Source organism: Sphingorhabdus lacus (assembly GCF_009768975.1).
Lineage (GTDB): Bacteria > Pseudomonadota > Alphaproteobacteria > Sphingomonadales > Sphingomonadaceae > Sphingorhabdus_B > Sphingorhabdus_B lacus.
Genome location: NZ_CP035733.1, coordinates 3,021,665 through 3,036,459, shown reverse-complemented (window position 1 = coordinate 3,036,459; position 14,795 = coordinate 3,021,665). Strand labels below are relative to the sequence as shown.

The 14,795-nt window shown below is 56.4% G+C and carries 19 protein-coding genes; 16 read left to right on the top strand and 3 right to left on the bottom strand.

Annotation, left to right across the window (positions count from 1 at the left end; all coding sequences use genetic code 11):
* The first annotated feature begins 4 nt into the window (after nucleotides 1-4).
* The 5 genes from fliQ to EUU25_RS14340 are packed head-to-tail and all read left to right on the top strand — an operon-like array spanning nucleotide 5 to nucleotide 3,998.
* Complete coding sequence (fliQ, locus tag EUU25_RS14360; protein WP_158902122.1) at nucleotides 5-274, top strand: flagellar biosynthesis protein FliQ; 270 nt, start codon at nucleotides 5-7, stop codon at nucleotides 272-274.
* The gene (fliR, locus tag EUU25_RS14355; protein WP_158902120.1) at nucleotides 271-1,056 is read left to right on the top strand and encodes a flagellar biosynthetic protein FliR; all 786 of its coding nucleotides are present in this window, start codon (nucleotides 271-273) and stop codon (nucleotides 1,054-1,056) included. Before fliQ ends, fliR begins: the two co-directional genes overlap by 4 nt.
* Nucleotides 1,049-2,188, top strand: a complete 1,140-nt coding sequence (locus EUU25_RS14350) for an EscU/YscU/HrcU family type III secretion system export apparatus switch protein (protein WP_158902118.1) — start codon at nucleotides 1,049-1,051, stop codon at nucleotides 2,186-2,188. The genes fliR and EUU25_RS14350 overlap by 8 nt, the downstream gene beginning before the upstream one ends.
* A gap of 44 nt (nucleotides 2,189-2,232) precedes the next feature.
* On the top strand, nucleotides 2,233-3,597 hold the full coding sequence (gene fliD, locus EUU25_RS14345) for a flagellar filament capping protein FliD (RefSeq protein WP_158902116.1): 1,365 nt from the start codon (nucleotides 2,233-2,235) through the stop codon (nucleotides 3,595-3,597).
* 50 nt (nucleotides 3,598-3,647) lie between these two features.
* Nucleotides 3,648-3,998 carry a flagellar export chaperone FliS gene (locus tag EUU25_RS14340; protein WP_158902106.1) on the top strand — a complete coding sequence of 117 codons (351 nt, stop codon included), beginning with the start codon at nucleotides 3,648-3,650 and terminating at the stop codon, nucleotides 3,996-3,998.
* On the opposite strand, the gene EUU25_RS14335 is transcribed toward EUU25_RS14340, so the two are convergent.
* On the bottom strand, nucleotides 3,995-4,831 hold the full coding sequence (locus tag EUU25_RS14335) for an MJ0042-type zinc finger domain-containing protein (protein ID WP_158902104.1): 837 nt from the start codon (nucleotides 4,829-4,831) through the stop codon (nucleotides 3,995-3,997). The two genes, EUU25_RS14340 and EUU25_RS14335, sit on opposite strands and share 4 nt — an antisense overlap.
* Before the next feature lie 320 nt (nucleotides 4,832-5,151).
* Here EUU25_RS14335 and ftsE point away from each other — a divergent pair, with 320 nt between their 5' ends.
* From ftsE to EUU25_RS14315, 4 genes are read left to right on the top strand one after another with little or no spacing between them, the layout of a single operon-like run.
* Entirely contained in the window at nucleotides 5,152-5,865 is a 714-nt protein-coding gene (gene ftsE, locus EUU25_RS14330) for a cell division ATP-binding protein FtsE (protein ID WP_158902102.1), read from the top strand.
* Between the two features lie 8 nt (nucleotides 5,866-5,873).
* Nucleotides 5,874-6,770, top strand: coding sequence for a cell division protein FtsX (locus EUU25_RS14325; RefSeq protein ID WP_158902100.1), 897 nt, complete (start codon nucleotides 5,874-5,876; stop codon nucleotides 6,768-6,770).
* The gene (locus EUU25_RS14320) at nucleotides 6,767-7,297 is read left to right on the top strand and encodes a YdcF family protein (protein ID WP_158902098.1); all 531 of its coding nucleotides are present in this window, start codon (nucleotides 6,767-6,769) and stop codon (nucleotides 7,295-7,297) included. Before EUU25_RS14325 ends, EUU25_RS14320 begins: the two co-directional genes overlap by 4 nt.
* Nucleotide 7,298: 1 nt before the next feature.
* Nucleotides 7,299-7,988 (top strand): lysophospholipid acyltransferase family protein, encoded by a 690-nt coding sequence (locus tag EUU25_RS14315; RefSeq protein WP_158902096.1) that lies wholly within the window; start codon nucleotides 7,299-7,301, stop codon nucleotides 7,986-7,988.
* Nucleotides 7,989-8,011: 23 nt separating this feature from the next.
* On the opposite strand, the gene EUU25_RS14310 is transcribed toward EUU25_RS14315, so the two are convergent.
* Together EUU25_RS14310 and hisC are read right to left on the bottom strand one after the other, a co-directional pair.
* Nucleotides 8,012-8,917, bottom strand: a complete 906-nt coding sequence (locus EUU25_RS14310; RefSeq protein WP_158902094.1) for a prephenate/arogenate dehydrogenase family protein — start codon at nucleotides 8,915-8,917, stop codon at nucleotides 8,012-8,014.
* The gene (gene hisC, locus EUU25_RS14305; RefSeq protein WP_187351279.1) at nucleotides 8,917-10,014 is read right to left on the bottom strand and encodes a histidinol-phosphate transaminase; all 1,098 of its coding nucleotides are present in this window, start codon (nucleotides 10,012-10,014) and stop codon (nucleotides 8,917-8,919) included. Before hisC ends, EUU25_RS14310 begins: the two co-directional genes overlap by 1 nt.
* Nucleotides 10,015-10,164: 150 nt before the next feature.
* Between hisC and metX the strand changes: the two genes are divergently transcribed.
* From metX to EUU25_RS14270, 7 genes are all read left to right on the top strand, one after another.
* Nucleotides 10,165-11,301, top strand: coding sequence for a homoserine O-acetyltransferase MetX (gene metX, locus EUU25_RS14300; RefSeq protein WP_158902092.1), 1,137 nt, complete (start codon nucleotides 10,165-10,167; stop codon nucleotides 11,299-11,301).
* A 2-nt stretch (nucleotides 11,302-11,303) separates the two neighbouring features.
* Nucleotides 11,304-11,891 (top strand): methionine biosynthesis protein MetW, encoded by a 588-nt coding sequence (metW, locus tag EUU25_RS14295; RefSeq protein WP_158903445.1) that lies wholly within the window; start codon nucleotides 11,304-11,306, stop codon nucleotides 11,889-11,891.
* A gap of 191 nt (nucleotides 11,892-12,082) precedes the next feature.
* Nucleotides 12,083-12,424: a flagellar basal body rod protein FlgB gene (locus EUU25_RS14290; protein ID WP_158902090.1), complete on the top strand. Its 342-nt coding sequence runs from the start codon at nucleotides 12,083-12,085 to the stop codon at nucleotides 12,422-12,424.
* Nucleotides 12,425-12,426: 2 nt separating this feature from the next.
* The gene (gene flgC / locus EUU25_RS14285; RefSeq protein ID WP_158902088.1) at nucleotides 12,427-12,831 is read left to right on the top strand and encodes a flagellar basal body rod protein FlgC; all 405 of its coding nucleotides are present in this window, start codon (nucleotides 12,427-12,429) and stop codon (nucleotides 12,829-12,831) included.
* A 56-nt stretch (nucleotides 12,832-12,887) separates the two neighbouring features.
* Nucleotides 12,888-13,148 carry a flagellar hook assembly protein FlgD gene (locus EUU25_RS14280; protein ID WP_246162754.1) on the top strand — a complete coding sequence of 87 codons (261 nt, stop codon included), beginning with the start codon at nucleotides 12,888-12,890 and terminating at the stop codon, nucleotides 13,146-13,148.
* Between the two features lie 3 nt (nucleotides 13,149-13,151).
* Nucleotides 13,152-13,979 carry a flagellar hook-basal body complex protein gene (locus EUU25_RS14275; RefSeq protein WP_158902084.1) on the top strand — a complete coding sequence of 276 codons (828 nt, stop codon included), beginning with the start codon at nucleotides 13,152-13,154 and terminating at the stop codon, nucleotides 13,977-13,979.
* 71 nt (nucleotides 13,980-14,050) lie between these two features.
* The gene (locus tag EUU25_RS14270) at nucleotides 14,051-14,794 is read left to right on the top strand and encodes a flagellar basal body rod protein FlgF (protein ID WP_158902082.1); all 744 of its coding nucleotides are present in this window, start codon (nucleotides 14,051-14,053) and stop codon (nucleotides 14,792-14,794) included.
* Nucleotide 14,795 lies beyond the last annotated feature (1 nt).

Genomic DNA, 14,795 nt, shown 5'->3' with positions numbered 1-14,795 from the left:
CACCATGGACCAAGACTACTTCATAGGTATAGCGCAACAAGCGCTGTGGATATTAGCCTTGGGCTCGGCGCCCATACTGATCCCTGCGCTTATCGCCGGCGTGGTGCTGGGCATGGTACAGGCCGCGACGTCCATCAACGAACAGACGCTCAGTTTCGTGCCGAAGTTGATCGTTGTCTCCATTGCCTTGGCGATTTTTGGATCAAGCATCATGATCCTGTTGGCCGATTTTACTAAAGATATTTTTGCGCAAATCCCACTGCTCGTCCGATGATCCCGCCCGGTCTCGAAAATGTGGAACAGCAGCTTCTGATCTGGATGCTTGCGATGATACGCCCTGGCGCAGCATTCATTGCAGCGCCCATGTTCGGGGCGAATGCTGTACCCATTCAGTTGCGGCTTGTACTTGCACTTGCGGTGGGGATACCCTCGGCGGCTGCGGTCAATATGGCGCTCCCGGCCGCGGGAATAGTCTCCATACCCGGCTTCCTCATGATCCTTTCTGAAGTCATCACCGGACTCGCACTCGGCTTCGTAATTCAAATCGGTTTCGCCGCCGCACTGGTTGCGGGCGAAGCAATCAGCAACGCTATGGGCTTGGGCTTTGCGTCCATGGCTGACCCTGCCAGTGGACAAGCAAGCCCCGCCGTTGGCCAGTTTCTGTCCATGCTGGCCATGTTCCTTTTCCTCGCTGCCGACGGCCATCTCGCACTGGTGTCGATTATCGCCGAGAGCTATCAAGCGCTTCCCCCGGGGCAGTCCTGGATTTCATATTCAGCCATTGGCGGCATTACCAAATTTGGCGGCCTCGCTTTTTCCGCTGGCCTCAGCATTGCTCTGCCGGTCGGCTTTGCACTCGTACTGGTGCAGATCATCATGGCCATGATTGCACGGTCTGCACCTACTTTGAACCTGTTTGCTGTGGGTATGCCTGCCGCATTGCTCGCCGGCGTCGTTTTGTTGGGCATGGCCACGCCGGTCATGGCTGACACGATCAGCCACACCATTCGCATGGCGCTGGAACAGGCGCAATTGTTGGGAGGTGGCGGTGGCTGAGGCACCCGATAAGGACCAACAAACTGAAGCCCCTACCCAAAAACGCAAGGCGGATGCGTTAAAGGATGGCGACGTCCTCGCGTCCAAAGAGCTGGCAACGGCCGTTATGATGGCTGCGGGGGCTGCTTGGATGGTAGGGTTAGGCGGATGGTTTTTTTCCGCCAGCAAAGACCTTTTGAAAAGCGGGTTATCGCTCGATCTAACCGACCCAGACCGATTTGAGCCGCTCGACGCATTGGCAGGCCCGCTCACCAGTATCGCCATCCCGTTTCTCGGGCTGCTGGCGCTCAGCATCGTTGCAGCCTTAGCCGCGCCAGCGATGCTCGGTTCTCTTGGAATGCGCAGCAAGGCCATGGCCTTCAAGGGGAGCCGAATCAATCCGCTGGCCGGTCTAAAACGCATTTTCGGGATGCAGGGCGTGATCGAACTGTTCAAGGCGACGGCCAAAGTCGTAGCTCTGGGCTATGCAGGCTATTGGGTCATGGCGAGCGATATCGCCTCTATGCCCGGCCTTGCCGCCACCCACCCAGCCGCTGCCGTCGAGATGTTGGGCGACAAGCTGGTATTGACCATAATCGTCCTCACCGTCGGACTGGTGTTGATCGCCGGCATTGACGTTCCTGTGCAGTGGTTGCGCCGTAACCAGCGCCTGCGCATGTCGAAGCAGCAGCTCAAAGAAGAAATGCGGCAAAGCGATGGCGCTCCAGAACTCAAACAAGCGCAGCGCGCGCGTCAGCAGGAAATGGCGATGTCCTCTGCACGCAAGGGTATGACCGAAGCCAACGTTGTGTTGACCAACCCGACCCACTTTGCCGTCGCCTTGCGTTATCGCCCCGGCCTCGACATCGCGCCGATTGTCGTCGCAAAGGGTCGCGGCGAAGTGGCGCAAGCGATCAAGGCGATGGCGAAAGAGAACCACGTTCCTACCCTGGAATATCCGCAACTCACCCGCGCCATTTACTTCACCACCCGCACGGGGCGTGTCGTGTCCGAAGATTTGTTCGTCGCGGTTGCTGCAATTCTCGCCTTTGTCTTCCGGCTTGAAAGCGCACTTGCAAATGATCTCGTTAAACCGGTTGTCGAGGTACCACCTTCGAAACGATTTGACGCAGACGGGCGACCTTCGGCCTAAATTCTAACGGCTGGCAGCCGTATTGAACTGCGAAGGATAAGGAAATGATCTCGAATATTGCAAACAGCCTTGGCTTTGGTTCGGGCATCGACACATCGGCATTGGTCAGAGATCTGGCTGCTGCTTCGCGTACGCCAAAGGTCCAACGCTTTGATGCGCTTTCGCGGGCCAATCAGGCAAAGGTCAGCGCGTTAGCGCAAGCTCGTAGCGATCTGGATAGCTTTGCAGATTCCCTCGCCGACCTGTCTGCGGGTGGCACATTGCGTAGCAAACCTGTCACGTCGGACGATACCGCAATAGCTGTGACTGCCAACCCCGGCACCTTGCTTGGCAATTATGCCGGCGAGATTGTTGTCAGCACGTTGGCTCGCGCCCAGACGAATTATTCAGGCTATGTGGCATCGACGACCGATCCCATCGGTCAGGGCGGTATGATATTAACCGTCGGGACGACAACATTCGCCGTAACAGTCGACGCGACCAATGACAGCCTGACGGGCTTGGCCAACGCCATCAACGCAACCGGCAGCGGTGTGCGGGCAAGTGTCATCAATGATGCCGGAAATTTCCGCTTAGTCCTGAAAGGCGAAAGCGGGGCTGCAAAAGCATTTACTCTTACGGCCGATGCGGGTGCTGCCCCTGGTTTATCGCAGTTCGCCACCTCAACGATGACGTCCGGGCAAACGGCGAGTGACGCAAGCTTCACCGTGGACGGCGTGGCTTACACGCGGGCGACGAACAATTTCAGCGATGTGGTTCCGGGCCTCACGATAACGCTGAAAAAGGCGGATCCACTAGCGCCTATAACAATCGGCGCGACCCGGCCGATTGACACGTTGAAGCAGACTTTGAACGATTTCGTCGCTGTTTTTAATACTTTGAAAAAAGACACAGAAGCTGCACGACAAGCAAACACAGGAAACCCCGCCTTGCGCGGCTTTGAACGGCAGTTGGGTGCCTTTATTGCACAACCCCTAACAACCGATCCGAACATCCAGTCGCTTTCGGATGTTGGAATTTCGACGAACCGGGACGGCACAATTTCGATCAACAGCGCCAAGATGGAGGCTGCATTACGCGATTTCCCCGATGCCGTTGAAGCAATTTTCAATCCGCCCCGAGACGGAGTCCGGAACGAAACAACCGACCCCGGCATAACTTTTGCCCTGGATGCACTCCGCGATGCTGCCGTCGCGACAAGTGGTCCGCTGGAGCAGGTGCGCGCGTCGCTACAACGCGAAGCCGATGCAATTGCCAAAAACCGTGACCGTATGGAGGTTCGCGAAGAAGCATATTTGACGAAACTTGAAAAGCAATATGCGGGCATGGACGCGCGGATTGCCGCGTTGAAGGCAACGCAGAGCTACCTCGAACAACAGATCAAACTCTGGTCCAGCAGCGATAACTGATAGCTATGCAACCTCGAACTCATCCCGCGATAGCGAGCCAGCATTACCGAATGCTAGAGCTTAAAAGCCGTGTGGAAAGCGCAAGCCCGCATGGTTTGGTTGGACTTCTGTATGAAGAGCTGATCCGCTCCCTCGATCTGGTGCTCCATTCGGTGAAAAAGGGTCACAATCTTTCTGGGAACAGCCATATGGCCAAAGCTGTGTCGATCATTGTCGCGCTTGAAGGCAGTATTGACTTTGACGCCGGTGGGGACCTCGCACCCACATTGGCGCGGGTTTACGCCGCTTGTCGAAAAGGCTTGAACGAGGCGGCCAAAAGCAATGATGAAAAGAAACTGACCGAAGTTCGCGATGCGATTAGCGATATCTATTATGCGTGGCAGGCGCTGCAGCCGGGTTAAATGACCCAGCCGACGCTGATCTGCGATGCAGCCTGTGGCACATCAAGTCGCGCCTCGCTGAAATCTACTTTCGCACCGGGCGCCAATGTTCGTACTTTGGCTTTCATTTTCCAGCTATAAACCGGTCGTCCACCAGCATCTTTCAGAGTCACCAGCATTTCCGGAACCGTTTGGGCGGTACTCGTCGGATTTACAATGCTACCACTCGCAATAAAAAAGGGCGTTCCATCTTCGCGCTCATTCAACTCCAGATTTTCGTTCAGCACGATTTTTAGATCGGGTTCGGAGCGTACAATGCTCAGATTTGCGCCAAGATCCGGAAGGCCGAAATACCAGGTTGCCCCGCCAGCTGCGGCAACCACCACAGCAAATGCGACCGCAGCCATGGTCCAAAGCTTCGCTGGATTTCGGCGTGGCCGGAACGGTGGTTCATGCGCAAAATGGCTTTGCTGGGACGTATCTTCGAAATAGGAACTCGTCGCCCCGTAGGATTCAGCACCTTCACGCTTGGTTTCGGTTTCCTCGGAAGTTGCCTCTTCAAAGCGCGTAAAGCTCGGCGGAACCGGCTGGTCCGGTAACTTTGTGGCCGGTGCAAAATCTTCCACCGTTTCCTGAGGCATAGCACTCGAAAAGGCTTCGGCAACCGGCGTGGAATTCATCGGTGCAAATATCGGCGGTGCAACGACGGGAGGCGCTGGTGGTGTCGGCGGAAGGATACCATCTTGATACCAGCTATGCTTGCAATTGGCACAGCGGACCTGACGACCGTCCACGCCAATAGCAGAATCCGGAACGACATAGCGGGTGCGGCACGAAGGGCAAACAAGCAGCATTAACCACCATAAACATGAGCCGCCCGCGACTTGCAACCCTGCTGTCATAAAATGCTGTGGACGGTGGGAAAGAATTGTCGAATTTTGTTCCGGTTTAGTGCACCGGGCAACCGCAAAAAATCTATCAACTGTGTTCCTGCCGGATGAGGTAGAAAACGAAGCAATGGACAAAATCGATCAAATCCTTAGGACGCGTATATGGTCTTAAACCGGACGAAACTTACTCCGAGACAGGATGCCCCCGCCATTGGCGGCGAGTGTCGTTTTTACAGTCCAGATATGTGGCTTGACCGCCTGGCATTTGGAGAGTGTTCGAACTGATGCAGAGCGTTGTCGAATTCGATAATGTGGGACTGCGCTATGGAACCGGGGCGGAGACGCTGACGGATCTCAGTTTTACGCTTTATCCCGGCAGTTTTTACTTTTTGACCGGCGCGTCGGGGGCCGGAAAGACATCGCTCTTGAAGCTTCTCTACCTCGCGCACCGCCCGAGCCGGGGCGCGATCCGCATGTTTGGCCACGACGCGATTACTTTGCCGCGCGACCGGCTACCCGGTTTTCGGCGGCGGATCGGCGTCGTATTTCAGGACTTTCGTCTGGTTCCACACCTGTCGACCTTTGACAACATCGCACTCCCGCTGCGGATCGCCGGCATCCAGGAAAAGGATTTGAAGAGTCCGGTAACCGAGATGCTCGACTGGATTGGCCTTACAGAACGCGCCGATGCCCGCCCTGCAACGCTCTCAGGTGGTGAGCAACAGCGGGTTGCCATCGCACGTGCCGTTATCGGTCGGCCAGAAATGCTTGTCGCCGATGAACCGACGGGCAACGTCGACCCCGAAATGGCGCGTCGTCTTTTGCAGTTGTTCGCAGCGCTCAACAAGCTGGGGACAACCGTGGTCGTTGCCACACACGATATTCATTTGCTTCAGGAGATTGATGGCGCCCAAATGATGCGCCTCGACAAGGGGCGTCTTTCAGATCCCACCGGTTCGCTTCGCCATCCTCCGCGCCCGTTGGTGTTGAAAAATTAGGCCGGGTGATGTTGCTTGATTTCGCCCTTCCCGCGCATGATCGCAAGTTGATACCCGAAGGCCGCCTATCCGGGCCGATGCCATGGGTGATTGCAATCATGCTGTTTTTGACATTGCTGATTGCGGCCATGGGATTGAGCCTTGCCTATGCCATCCGCAACGGAGGCGACGACCTTGCGCTGCAGGCCACGGTCCAGATTATCGAGCCCGATCCTATCGAACGGGCCACCCAAAAGGTCGCGGTGAGCAGAATACTGCGCGAACTTCCCGAAATTGCTGCGGCGAATTCGGTCCCGGATGTTGAAGTTCGCAACCTCCTGAAACCTTGGCTTGGGAACGATGTCATCGACGCCGACATTCCGGTTCCTGCCCTGATCGACATTCGTTTCAAAAGTGTCCCTGACGGAGCGGCAGTTCGGGCGCTAAAGCGTCGATTGGAAACTATCGCGCCCAAAATTCGCATTGATTCCCATAGCAGTTGGATGGCGCCCTTTTTTGACCTGATGTCCTCTCTGATCCTGCTTACGCTGGCGATTTTCCTCCTCCTCCTGATCGCCACATCGGCTGTGGTCATTCTTGCGGTGCGCAGTACGTTGAACACCCACCGCGGCACGATTGAAATCATGCACATGATGGGCGGGACAGATTTGCAGGCCGCGCGCCTGTTTCAACGCCGCGTTGCGCTTGACGCTCTTTTGGGTGGCGTTGTTGGCTTCGGAGCTGCTGCTACGGTTATCCTGACATTGGGGGGACGCATCGCTGCGGTCGAGCCAGCTTTGCTGGCCGAGGCCTCCTTGCCGTGGTATGGGTGGCTCATATTGGCGATTATTCCACTTGCTGTCATGGGCCTCGCCATGCTTATGGCCCGGTGGACAGTGGTATCCGCACTCAAGAAGATGTTATGATCAGACGGATTTTTTCCTTTATTATCCTAGCTTGGATGCTGGGCTTTGTGTGGTTTGCACTTCTGCTGCCGCAGCCTGCGGCTATTGCACAAACCGACGCCGTCGTCGTGCTCACCGGCGGACCAAACCGGATCGACCGCGGCCTTGATATTTTGAAAGCGGGCAAATCACGCAAGATGCTGATTTCCGGTGTCGACCGCGATGTAAAGCCCGCAGAACTCGCTGCACAATATCCCGGTTCAGCGCGCTATTTCACCTGCTGCATTGATTTGGGATTCCAGTCCGTCGACACGCGCTCCAATGCCTTGGAGACAGCGCGTTGGGCGACGCGCAACAAAGTAAAAACTCTGCGACTTGTTACGCACGACTGGCATATGCGTCGCGCCCGCTTTGAACTCGACCGCTCGTTGCCAAGTGACATCATCGTAACCAACGATGCGGTTGCGACCCAGCCGTCGTTAAATGCCTTATTCAAGGAATATAACAAATACTGGCTTCGCGCGGTTGCATCGCTTGCGGGAATTTAATGTGATCGCAGCCGTCCGTACGATATTCTTCACGATCATATTTTTTGGTGGGTCCAGCTTTTTTGCGATCACCGCATTTTTTGGCAGCCTCTTGCATCAGGGATTGATGCGTTGGGCTGTCCGCGGATGGGCTCGCTATCAGCATTTTTGTGCAAAATGGATATTGGGCATCGATGTCCGCATTGAAGGTTCTCTACGGGACCGACCCGTACTGTACGCCATAAAGCATGAAAGCATGTACGAGACCATCGACATGCCCAGAGTCTTTGCGCGGCCCTCGGTCGTTGCGAAGCGGCAATTGTTCGACATCCCTTTTTGGGGGAAAGCGGCGCTTGCCTACGGCATGATCCCCGTGGACCGGGAAGGCGGTGCCTCCGCACTTCGGGATATGCTCGCCCGTTCAAAGGCATTGTTGGCGGATGGACGACCCGTTGTAATTTTTCCGGAGGGCACCCGCGTGCGCCACGGTGAAAGCCCTCCGCTACAGTCCGGTTTTGCCGGTCTCTATAAAATGCTCAACGTGCCGGTTGTACCCGTGGCGGTAAACAGCGGCCGCTTAATGCCCCGCAACCATTGGCTTCGCCGATCGGGGACGATTACCTACAAAGTTGGCGAAGAAATACCGGCCGGTTTACCCCGTGCCGAAGTTGAAGCGCGGGTCCATGCCGCGATGAATGCGCTTAATAACTGAAGTCTCGCATCGCGCGACGACTATTAATGCTTGCGTCCAAAATCGGGCGCATCATCATCCTGACCCTGCTCAACAATGGACCGGCGAATATCGCGCGTGCGTGTAAACAGAGCCTCCAATTCATCGCCCTTGTCATAACGGATCGCCCGCTGCAGCGCCGAAAGGTCCTCGGAAAACCGCTGGAGCATTTCAAGCACGGCATCCTTGTTCGACAGGAACACATCGCGCCACATCACAGGATCGCTCGCGGCGATGCGGGTAAAATCCCGGAAACCACCTGCGGAATATTTGATGACTTCGCTTTGTGTCACCCCCTGCAAATCATCCGCCGTGCCGACGATCGTGTAGGCGATCAAGTGCGGCAGATGGCTCGTGACGGCAAGGACCATGTCATGATGCCGGGCATCCATGATCTCGACCTCAGCCCCAAGCCGCTGCCAGAATGTCCTCAATGCCTCCACAGCCGCCTCCGGCGCGTCCTCTGCGGGGGTGAGGATGCACCAACGGCCTTTGAACAACGTAGCGAAACCTGCATCAGGCCCGCTTTTTTCCGTACCCGCCACAGGATGTGCTGGAATGATGGTGGCGTTGGGCAGCACAGCGGCAAGCGCCTCGACCACACTTTGCTTGCACGACCCTACGTCGCTCACGACCGCGCCGGCTGGCAGGTCTGCAACAAACTCTTCGGCTACAGCGCCCATGGCGCCCACCGGCACGCACAATATGACGAGATCAGCGTCGATGACTGCCGCCCCGACGGTATCGGTAATATCATCGCAAATCGCTAACGCGTCGGCGCGTGCACGCACCTCGGGATCGGCGTCAAATCCCGTAATACGTACAGCTGGCATATTCGCCCGCACAGCGCGCGCGACCGACGATCCGATAAGGCCAAGGCCAACAACAGTCAGACGCGCAAAGGGCAGCATCAGCCATTCGTCTCCAAAATGGCGCGTAGCGCTTGCACCAGCCCACGGTTTTCCTCTTCGGTGCCGATGGTTATACGAAGTCCGTTACCCAATCCCTGTCCGGGCAGCCAACGCACAATATATCCCGCATCCATCAGTGCCAAGTAAACCGTTTCCGCGCTGACCTTGCCTTCAAACATTATCATCAGGAAATTCGCCCAGGACGGAACCGCTTTCAATCCGTGGTTTGACAGGGACGCAATTTCATTTGCCATCCAATCACGCCATTCACGGTTATGCGCGCGGCTGTGGTCAACAAAGGCCGTATCGGACAAGGCCGCAATGGCAGCCGCTTGTCCAGCCGCCGTCACGTTGAACGGCGCACGGATCCGGTTCATCGTCTCGATCAAATGCGGCTGGCCATAAGCCCAACCGATCCGTTCGGCGGCCAAACCATATATCTTGGAAAATGTCCGGGTGATAAGGACATTGCCATGCTGGCGGGCCAGATTGAACGCGGCTGGACCATCATCTTCGAGATATTCGCCATAGGCTTGGTCCAACACCAGAACGCAGTCCGAAGGAAGGCCGGCATGCAAACGCGCCATGTCTTCGTCGGTGCAATAGGTGCCCGTCGGATTGTTCGGGTTGGCGACAAATACGACGCGCGTCCGCTCGTTCACCAGCGCCAGAAGCGCGTCGACATCCGTGCCATAATCGCGGTCAGGTGCGACGACCACTGTGGCTGCGCACTTCCGGGCAGCTATATCGTAAACGGAAAAACCATAGCGGACGTAAATGATTTCATCCCCCGCCCCAGCATATCCCATGGCAGCCAGATTCAGAAGTTCATCGGAACCGGTGCCACAGACAATGCGGTCGCTCTCAAGATGATAATGCGCACCTAGCGCTTCGCGCAAAGCATTGCTCGCAGGATCGGGATAGCGTGCCAGTGACGATTTGGCGTCAACAAGCGCCGCCGTAGCATCTTCGCTGCAGCCCAACGGATTCTCGTTGGCGGAAAGCTTGATTAGGACGCGTCCATCGTCTGACTTCGCTTTACCGGGTGTATAGGCGTGGATGGCATTGATCCACGGTTTGGCTTCTGGGTTGCTCATGCGCGCCGCCATAGACGTGGCAACGCGGGAGCGCAACGCCCAGCCAGCCGGATCGCTATTTGGCAGCCATCGCGCTGCAAATGGAATTTGTCCCGTGGAAAAGTGCAGATATATTGTTGTCACCGGTGTTTACGCTGATATGGCAACGCCATGCATGGGGATGAGCGTTTCGGACTCGATAGGAAGATTCGCCTACTGGGGCCAGTCAAGCTGGACAGTGGCGCCGAGTTTGCGCCGGTTGACTTTGCCTATGAAACCTACGGCACGCTGAACGCCGACAAATCCAACGCTATTCTGATCTGCCATGCCCTCACGGGAGATCAATATGTTGCCTCGAAACATCCGATAACCGGCAAAGATGGCTGGTGGACGCGCATGGTGGGAGCCGGAAAGCCCATTGATCCCGCGCGGCATTGCATCATCAGCATCAACGTCATGGGCAGCTGCATGGGTTCATCCGGTCCGGCCAGTGCCGATCCGTCGACTGGCGGTCCTTATGGAATGGCGTTCCCGGTTATCACCATTGGAGACATGGTGCGCGCGCAAGCCATATTGCTCGATCATCTTGGTATTGGAACATTGTCGGCTGTTGTTGGCGGATCGATGGGGGGCATGCAGGCACTCAGTTGGGCCGCTCTCTATCCTGAGCGCGTTCGTTCTGCCGTTATCATTGCATCGACAGCCCGCCATTCCGCGCAGAACATTGCTTTCCACGAAGTAGGGCGTCAGGCCATCATGGCTGATCCGCGCTGGAACAATGGCGCTTATTACGGACGTGAGGCACCAGCTTCGGGCCTCGCCGTCGCGCGCATGGCCGCACATATCACCTATCTATCCGAAGCCGGATTGACGGAGAAATTCGGGCGCCGCCTTCAAAATCGGCCAGACGGAACGATGGGTTCGAAAAGCTTCGGTTTTGACGCCGATTTCCAGGTGGAAAGCTATCTGCGCTATCAAGGACTCAGCTTTGTCGACCGCTTCGACGCCAATTCCTACCTTTATATCACCCGCGCTATGGATTATTTCGATCTGGCCGAACCGCATGACGGTGTTCTGGCCAAGGCCTTTGCCGCCACCAAGGCCCGTTTCTGCCTGATCAGTTTTGACAGCGACTGGCTTTATCCTACATCGGAATCGCGGCGCATTGTCCATGCCCTGAATGCCGCCGGTGCAGCAGCAAGTTTTGTCGAACTCTCCAGTCCTTTCGGGCATGACAGCTTCCTGCTCGACGCGCCTGAAATGAACCGGATTGTCGACGGATTTTTGCGCGCAGGGGAAAATCTGTGACGATGCTGCGGTCCGATCTAGCGATTATCGCCCGCAATGTGCGCAGCGGTTCTCGTATCCTTGATGTCGGCTGCGGCGACGGGCAGTTGATGGCGGCATTGCGCGATCATAAGCAGGTGGACGCCCGCGGACTGGAGATTGATCCTGTCAATGTCGCGACCGCTGTCTCGCGGGGCCTATCGGTCGTGCAAGGGGACGCAGACAGCGATTTGGTGGATTATCCCGATGGCTGCTTCGACTATGTCATTCTCAGCCAAACGCTGCAAACGACGCGTCGCCCGGATTTTGTGCTCGATCATATGTTGCGGATCGGAAAGCAGGCCTTTGTGTCCTTTCCCAATTTCGCCCAATGGCGGATACGGATGGCGCATATGTTTGGCGGCCAGATGCCGGTGACCGAGCAACTCCCACACCGTTGGTATGACACGCCGAATATCCACCATGTGACCATCGATGACTTCCGCGATTTCCTGAAAGACCGCGGTGTGGTGATCGAAGGGCAATGGTTCCTGTCCGGAAACAAGCCACGCAAACAGGCGCTGGCCAATTTGATGGCGGAACATGCAGTTTTCCTGCTTCGCCGGGGCTAGCTGAGCGGTACGCAAAGTCACGCACTGTTGCTCTTGAATGGGGGGTGTCGGCAATTTGACAGTCGGACTTTTGACATCAGGCCCCTGCAACCTAAATATCTAAATTACTTGCATAATCTCCAAATTGGCACGGCAATTGCTCTACTTCCATCGTGCGCACCTGAATGGTGCACCGACGAAAGGAAACGGTCATGCCGTCATTGGACAATATGTTTGGCATCCATGCCACCGCCCTGAAGTTGCGCGAACAGCGTATGACGATGCTCGCCTCGAACATCGCGAACGCCGCTACGCCCGGCTATAAGGCCCGCGACATTGAGTTTTCGTCCGCTCTGAAACTGGCGGAACAGGGACAGTCCCCTGAAACCGCTATCCAGTATCGTATTCCCGTCCAGCCTTCTCTCGATGGAAACACTGTCGAACTGGCCACCGAACAAACCGCTTTTGCAGAAAATGCGCTCGCCTACCGGTCGAGCCTTTCCTTTTTGCAGGGCCGCATCGGCACGCTGACCCGCGCGCTAAAGGGAGAATAGGAATGGCCGAAAATCTATCCATCTTCGATATCAGCGGACGCGCAATGTCCGCGCAGCTTGTTCGCCTGAACACCACCGCGTCCAATCTTGCCAATGCGGGAACGGTATCGGGCAGCGAAGGCACCGCCTTTCGTTCGATGAAGCCGGTGTTTCGCACGGTCATGGGTGAAGCCGGTAAGGCCACAGTGCAGGTCGATCGCATCGACAGCAGCAAAAGTACGCCGGTCAAACGCTATGAACCCGACCATCCGCTGGCCGATAAGGACGGCAATGTCTGGGAAGCAGCCGTCGATAGTGCGGCTGAAATGGTCGAGATGCTCGAAACATCACGCCAATATCAAAACAACGTGCAGGTCCTTGCAACCGCCAAGGGTCTGATCAGCGAAACCTTGCGGTTGGGACAATAATCATGACGAGCTTATCTGCTGTAAATTCCCGGAACCTGCCGGTCCTGTCCAAGGACATGGCAGAAAAGAAACTAGGTCAAAATGATTTCCTGCGCCTGATGACGACGCAGTTGAAGGAACAAGACCCGTTTAACCCGGTCGATAACCAGGCAATGGTTGCGCAAATGGCGCAATTTTCAAGCGTCGCCGGGATTTCCGAAATGAACACATCGCTGAAATCCATTGCTGAGCAAATTTCGGCGCAAACGGCACTTCTAACCAACCTCTCTTCCTCCGCTACCCCTGCAGCAACCGCTGCAACGAACCCGGGAGTTTAAACCATGTCCTTCTATACCTCCTTATCAGGCCTCAAAGGCGCGCAGACCGACCTTTCGGTAATCTCGAACAACCTTGCCAACGTCGGGTCAACCGGCTTCAAAAAAAGCCGCGCGCAATTTGGCGACCTGTTCGCCAGCGCGCCTACGCAGACAACCAAGATGATCGCAGGACAAGGAACGCGCTTGAATGCCGTCGTCCAGCAGTTCACTCAAGGCACGTTGGAGGCCTCGGACAAAACCCTCGATCTGGCTATTGCCGGCGAAGGCTTTTTCGTTTCGCGCGGTGACCCGCCCCGGGCAGCCGTAACCTATACCCGAAACGGTGCGTTTCAGGTGAATGCGAACCGGCAGGTCGTGGATACCATCGGTTCCACCTTGCAACTGCTGCCTGTCGACGCAGCCGGAAATGTCACGTCTGCTACTTTGGGAAGCGCATTCGATTTTGTTTTGCCGGCCAACGCCCCGGGTAACCCGACGGTTGCATTGGTAAACGTATCGGTTGGGATAGACGGTTTGGTGACGGCCACCTATGCCGATGGTTCCGATGAAGTTCTGGGTAAGGTCGCAATGGCGAGCTTTACCGCGCAGGAAGGCTTGCGTCCCGTCGGCGACAGTCATTGGCAATCCACCGGTGACAGCGGCGCTCCTGCCATTGATGCGGCGACGAACGGCCCGCTCGGCACGATACGCTCAGGTGCCCTGGAACGCGCCAACGTTGATGTGACCGAAGAGTTGGTTGCGCTGATTTCAGCGCAGCGTAACTTCCAGGCGAACGCCAAGGCGATCGAAACTGCGTCCAACATGACGCAGGCAATCGTGAGCATCCGTTGATTTCTTGTCTCCCCGAAATCGTCATCCTGAACCTGTTTCAGGATGACGAACCCGGAGCGAAAGGCTGAACCATGGACCGTTTGATCTACACAAGTCTGACAGCAATGCGTGGGTCTATGGCCCGCCAAACAGCAATCGCCAACAATTTGGCCAACGCAAACACGCCGGGGTTCAAATCCGATCTGGCCGAGGCCCAATCGCTTTGGCTCGATGGACAAAGGCTCGACACCCGCGCCTTTGCTTCGGAAGAAGTGCTCGCTGCGGATATGCACGCAGGCACAGTGGTTTCAACCGGTCGCGATCTCGACATTGCAATGTCGGGCGACTCCATGCTGGCCGTTCAGGCGGAAAATGGAGAGATCGGCTATACCAAACGCGGGGACCTTTTGCTTTCTGCCAGTGGACTTCTAACCACAGGTGACGGTCGGCCGGTACAAGGTACACAAGGCCCTGTCACTCTACCCCCAGCCGACAGCATCAACATTGATGAGCAAGGCAATGTCTGGATCGTCCCACAAGGCGGCGACGCCAGCCAGCCGCAGCAAGTCGACAAATTGCAGATCGTCAGCCCGGCAGGTTCGGATATCGTCAAAGGCCTTGATGGCCTGTTTCGCGTCAAGGGCGGCGGCGTTCTACCCGATGATCCCGATGCCCGTCTTACCACGCGCAGTCTGGAAAGCTCTAATGTGAGCGCCACCGAAGCATTGGTCAAAATGATCGAAGCCAGCCGGTCGTGGGACACACAACTCAAATTACTCGGCGACGCGCGCGATATGGACGCTGCGACCGCCGACCTCATGTCATTGCCGCAATAAG

What these genes read in the sequence shown, in the direction of transcription:
- flgC (WP_158902088.1), top strand. Translation starts at nt 12,427, where the DNA reads ATGGCCGAAAATCTATCCATCTTCGATATCAGCGGACGCGCAATGTCC.
- EUU25_RS14275 (WP_158902084.1), top strand. Translation starts at nt 13,152, where the DNA reads ATGTCCTTCTATACCTCCTTATCAGGCCTCAAAGGCGCGCAGACCGAC.
- metX (WP_158902092.1), top strand. Translation starts at nt 10,165, where the DNA reads ATGCATGGGGATGAGCGTTTCGGACTCGATAGGAAGATTCGCCTACTG.
- EUU25_RS14340 (WP_158902106.1), top strand. Translation starts at nt 3,648, where the DNA reads ATGCTAGAGCTTAAAAGCCGTGTGGAAAGCGCAAGCCCGCATGGTTTG.
- fliQ (WP_158902122.1), top strand. Translation starts at nt 5, where the DNA reads ATGGACCAAGACTACTTCATAGGTATAGCGCAACAAGCGCTGTGGATA.
- fliD (WP_158902116.1), top strand. Translation starts at nt 2,233, where the DNA reads ATGATCTCGAATATTGCAAACAGCCTTGGCTTTGGTTCGGGCATCGAC.
- EUU25_RS14270 (WP_158902082.1), top strand. Translation starts at nt 14,051, where the DNA reads ATGGACCGTTTGATCTACACAAGTCTGACAGCAATGCGTGGGTCTATG.
- EUU25_RS14310 (WP_158902094.1), bottom strand. Translation starts at nt 8,917, where the DNA reads ATGCTGCCCTTTGCGCGTCTGACTGTTGTTGGCCTTGGCCTTATCGGA.
- fliR (WP_158902120.1), top strand. Translation starts at nt 271, where the DNA reads ATGATCCCGCCCGGTCTCGAAAATGTGGAACAGCAGCTTCTGATCTGG.
- ftsE (WP_158902102.1), top strand. Translation starts at nt 5,152, where the DNA reads ATGCAGAGCGTTGTCGAATTCGATAATGTGGGACTGCGCTATGGAACC.
- EUU25_RS14290 (WP_158902090.1), top strand. Translation starts at nt 12,083, where the DNA reads ATGCCGTCATTGGACAATATGTTTGGCATCCATGCCACCGCCCTGAAG.
- metW (WP_158903445.1), top strand. Translation starts at nt 11,304, where the DNA reads ATGCTGCGGTCCGATCTAGCGATTATCGCCCGCAATGTGCGCAGCGGT.
- EUU25_RS14335 (WP_158902104.1), bottom strand. Translation starts at nt 4,831, where the DNA reads ATGCTGCTTGTTTGCCCTTCGTGCCGCACCCGCTATGTCGTTCCGGAT.
- EUU25_RS14320 (WP_158902098.1), top strand. Translation starts at nt 6,767, where the DNA reads ATGATCAGACGGATTTTTTCCTTTATTATCCTAGCTTGGATGCTGGGC.
- EUU25_RS14280 (WP_246162754.1), top strand. Translation starts at nt 12,888, where the DNA reads ATGGCAGAAAAGAAACTAGGTCAAAATGATTTCCTGCGCCTGATGACG.
- EUU25_RS14325 (WP_158902100.1), top strand. Translation starts at nt 5,874, where the DNA reads ATGTTGCTTGATTTCGCCCTTCCCGCGCATGATCGCAAGTTGATACCC.
- hisC (WP_187351279.1), bottom strand. Translation starts at nt 10,014, where the DNA reads ATGAGCAACCCAGAAGCCAAACCGTGGATCAATGCCATCCACGCCTAT.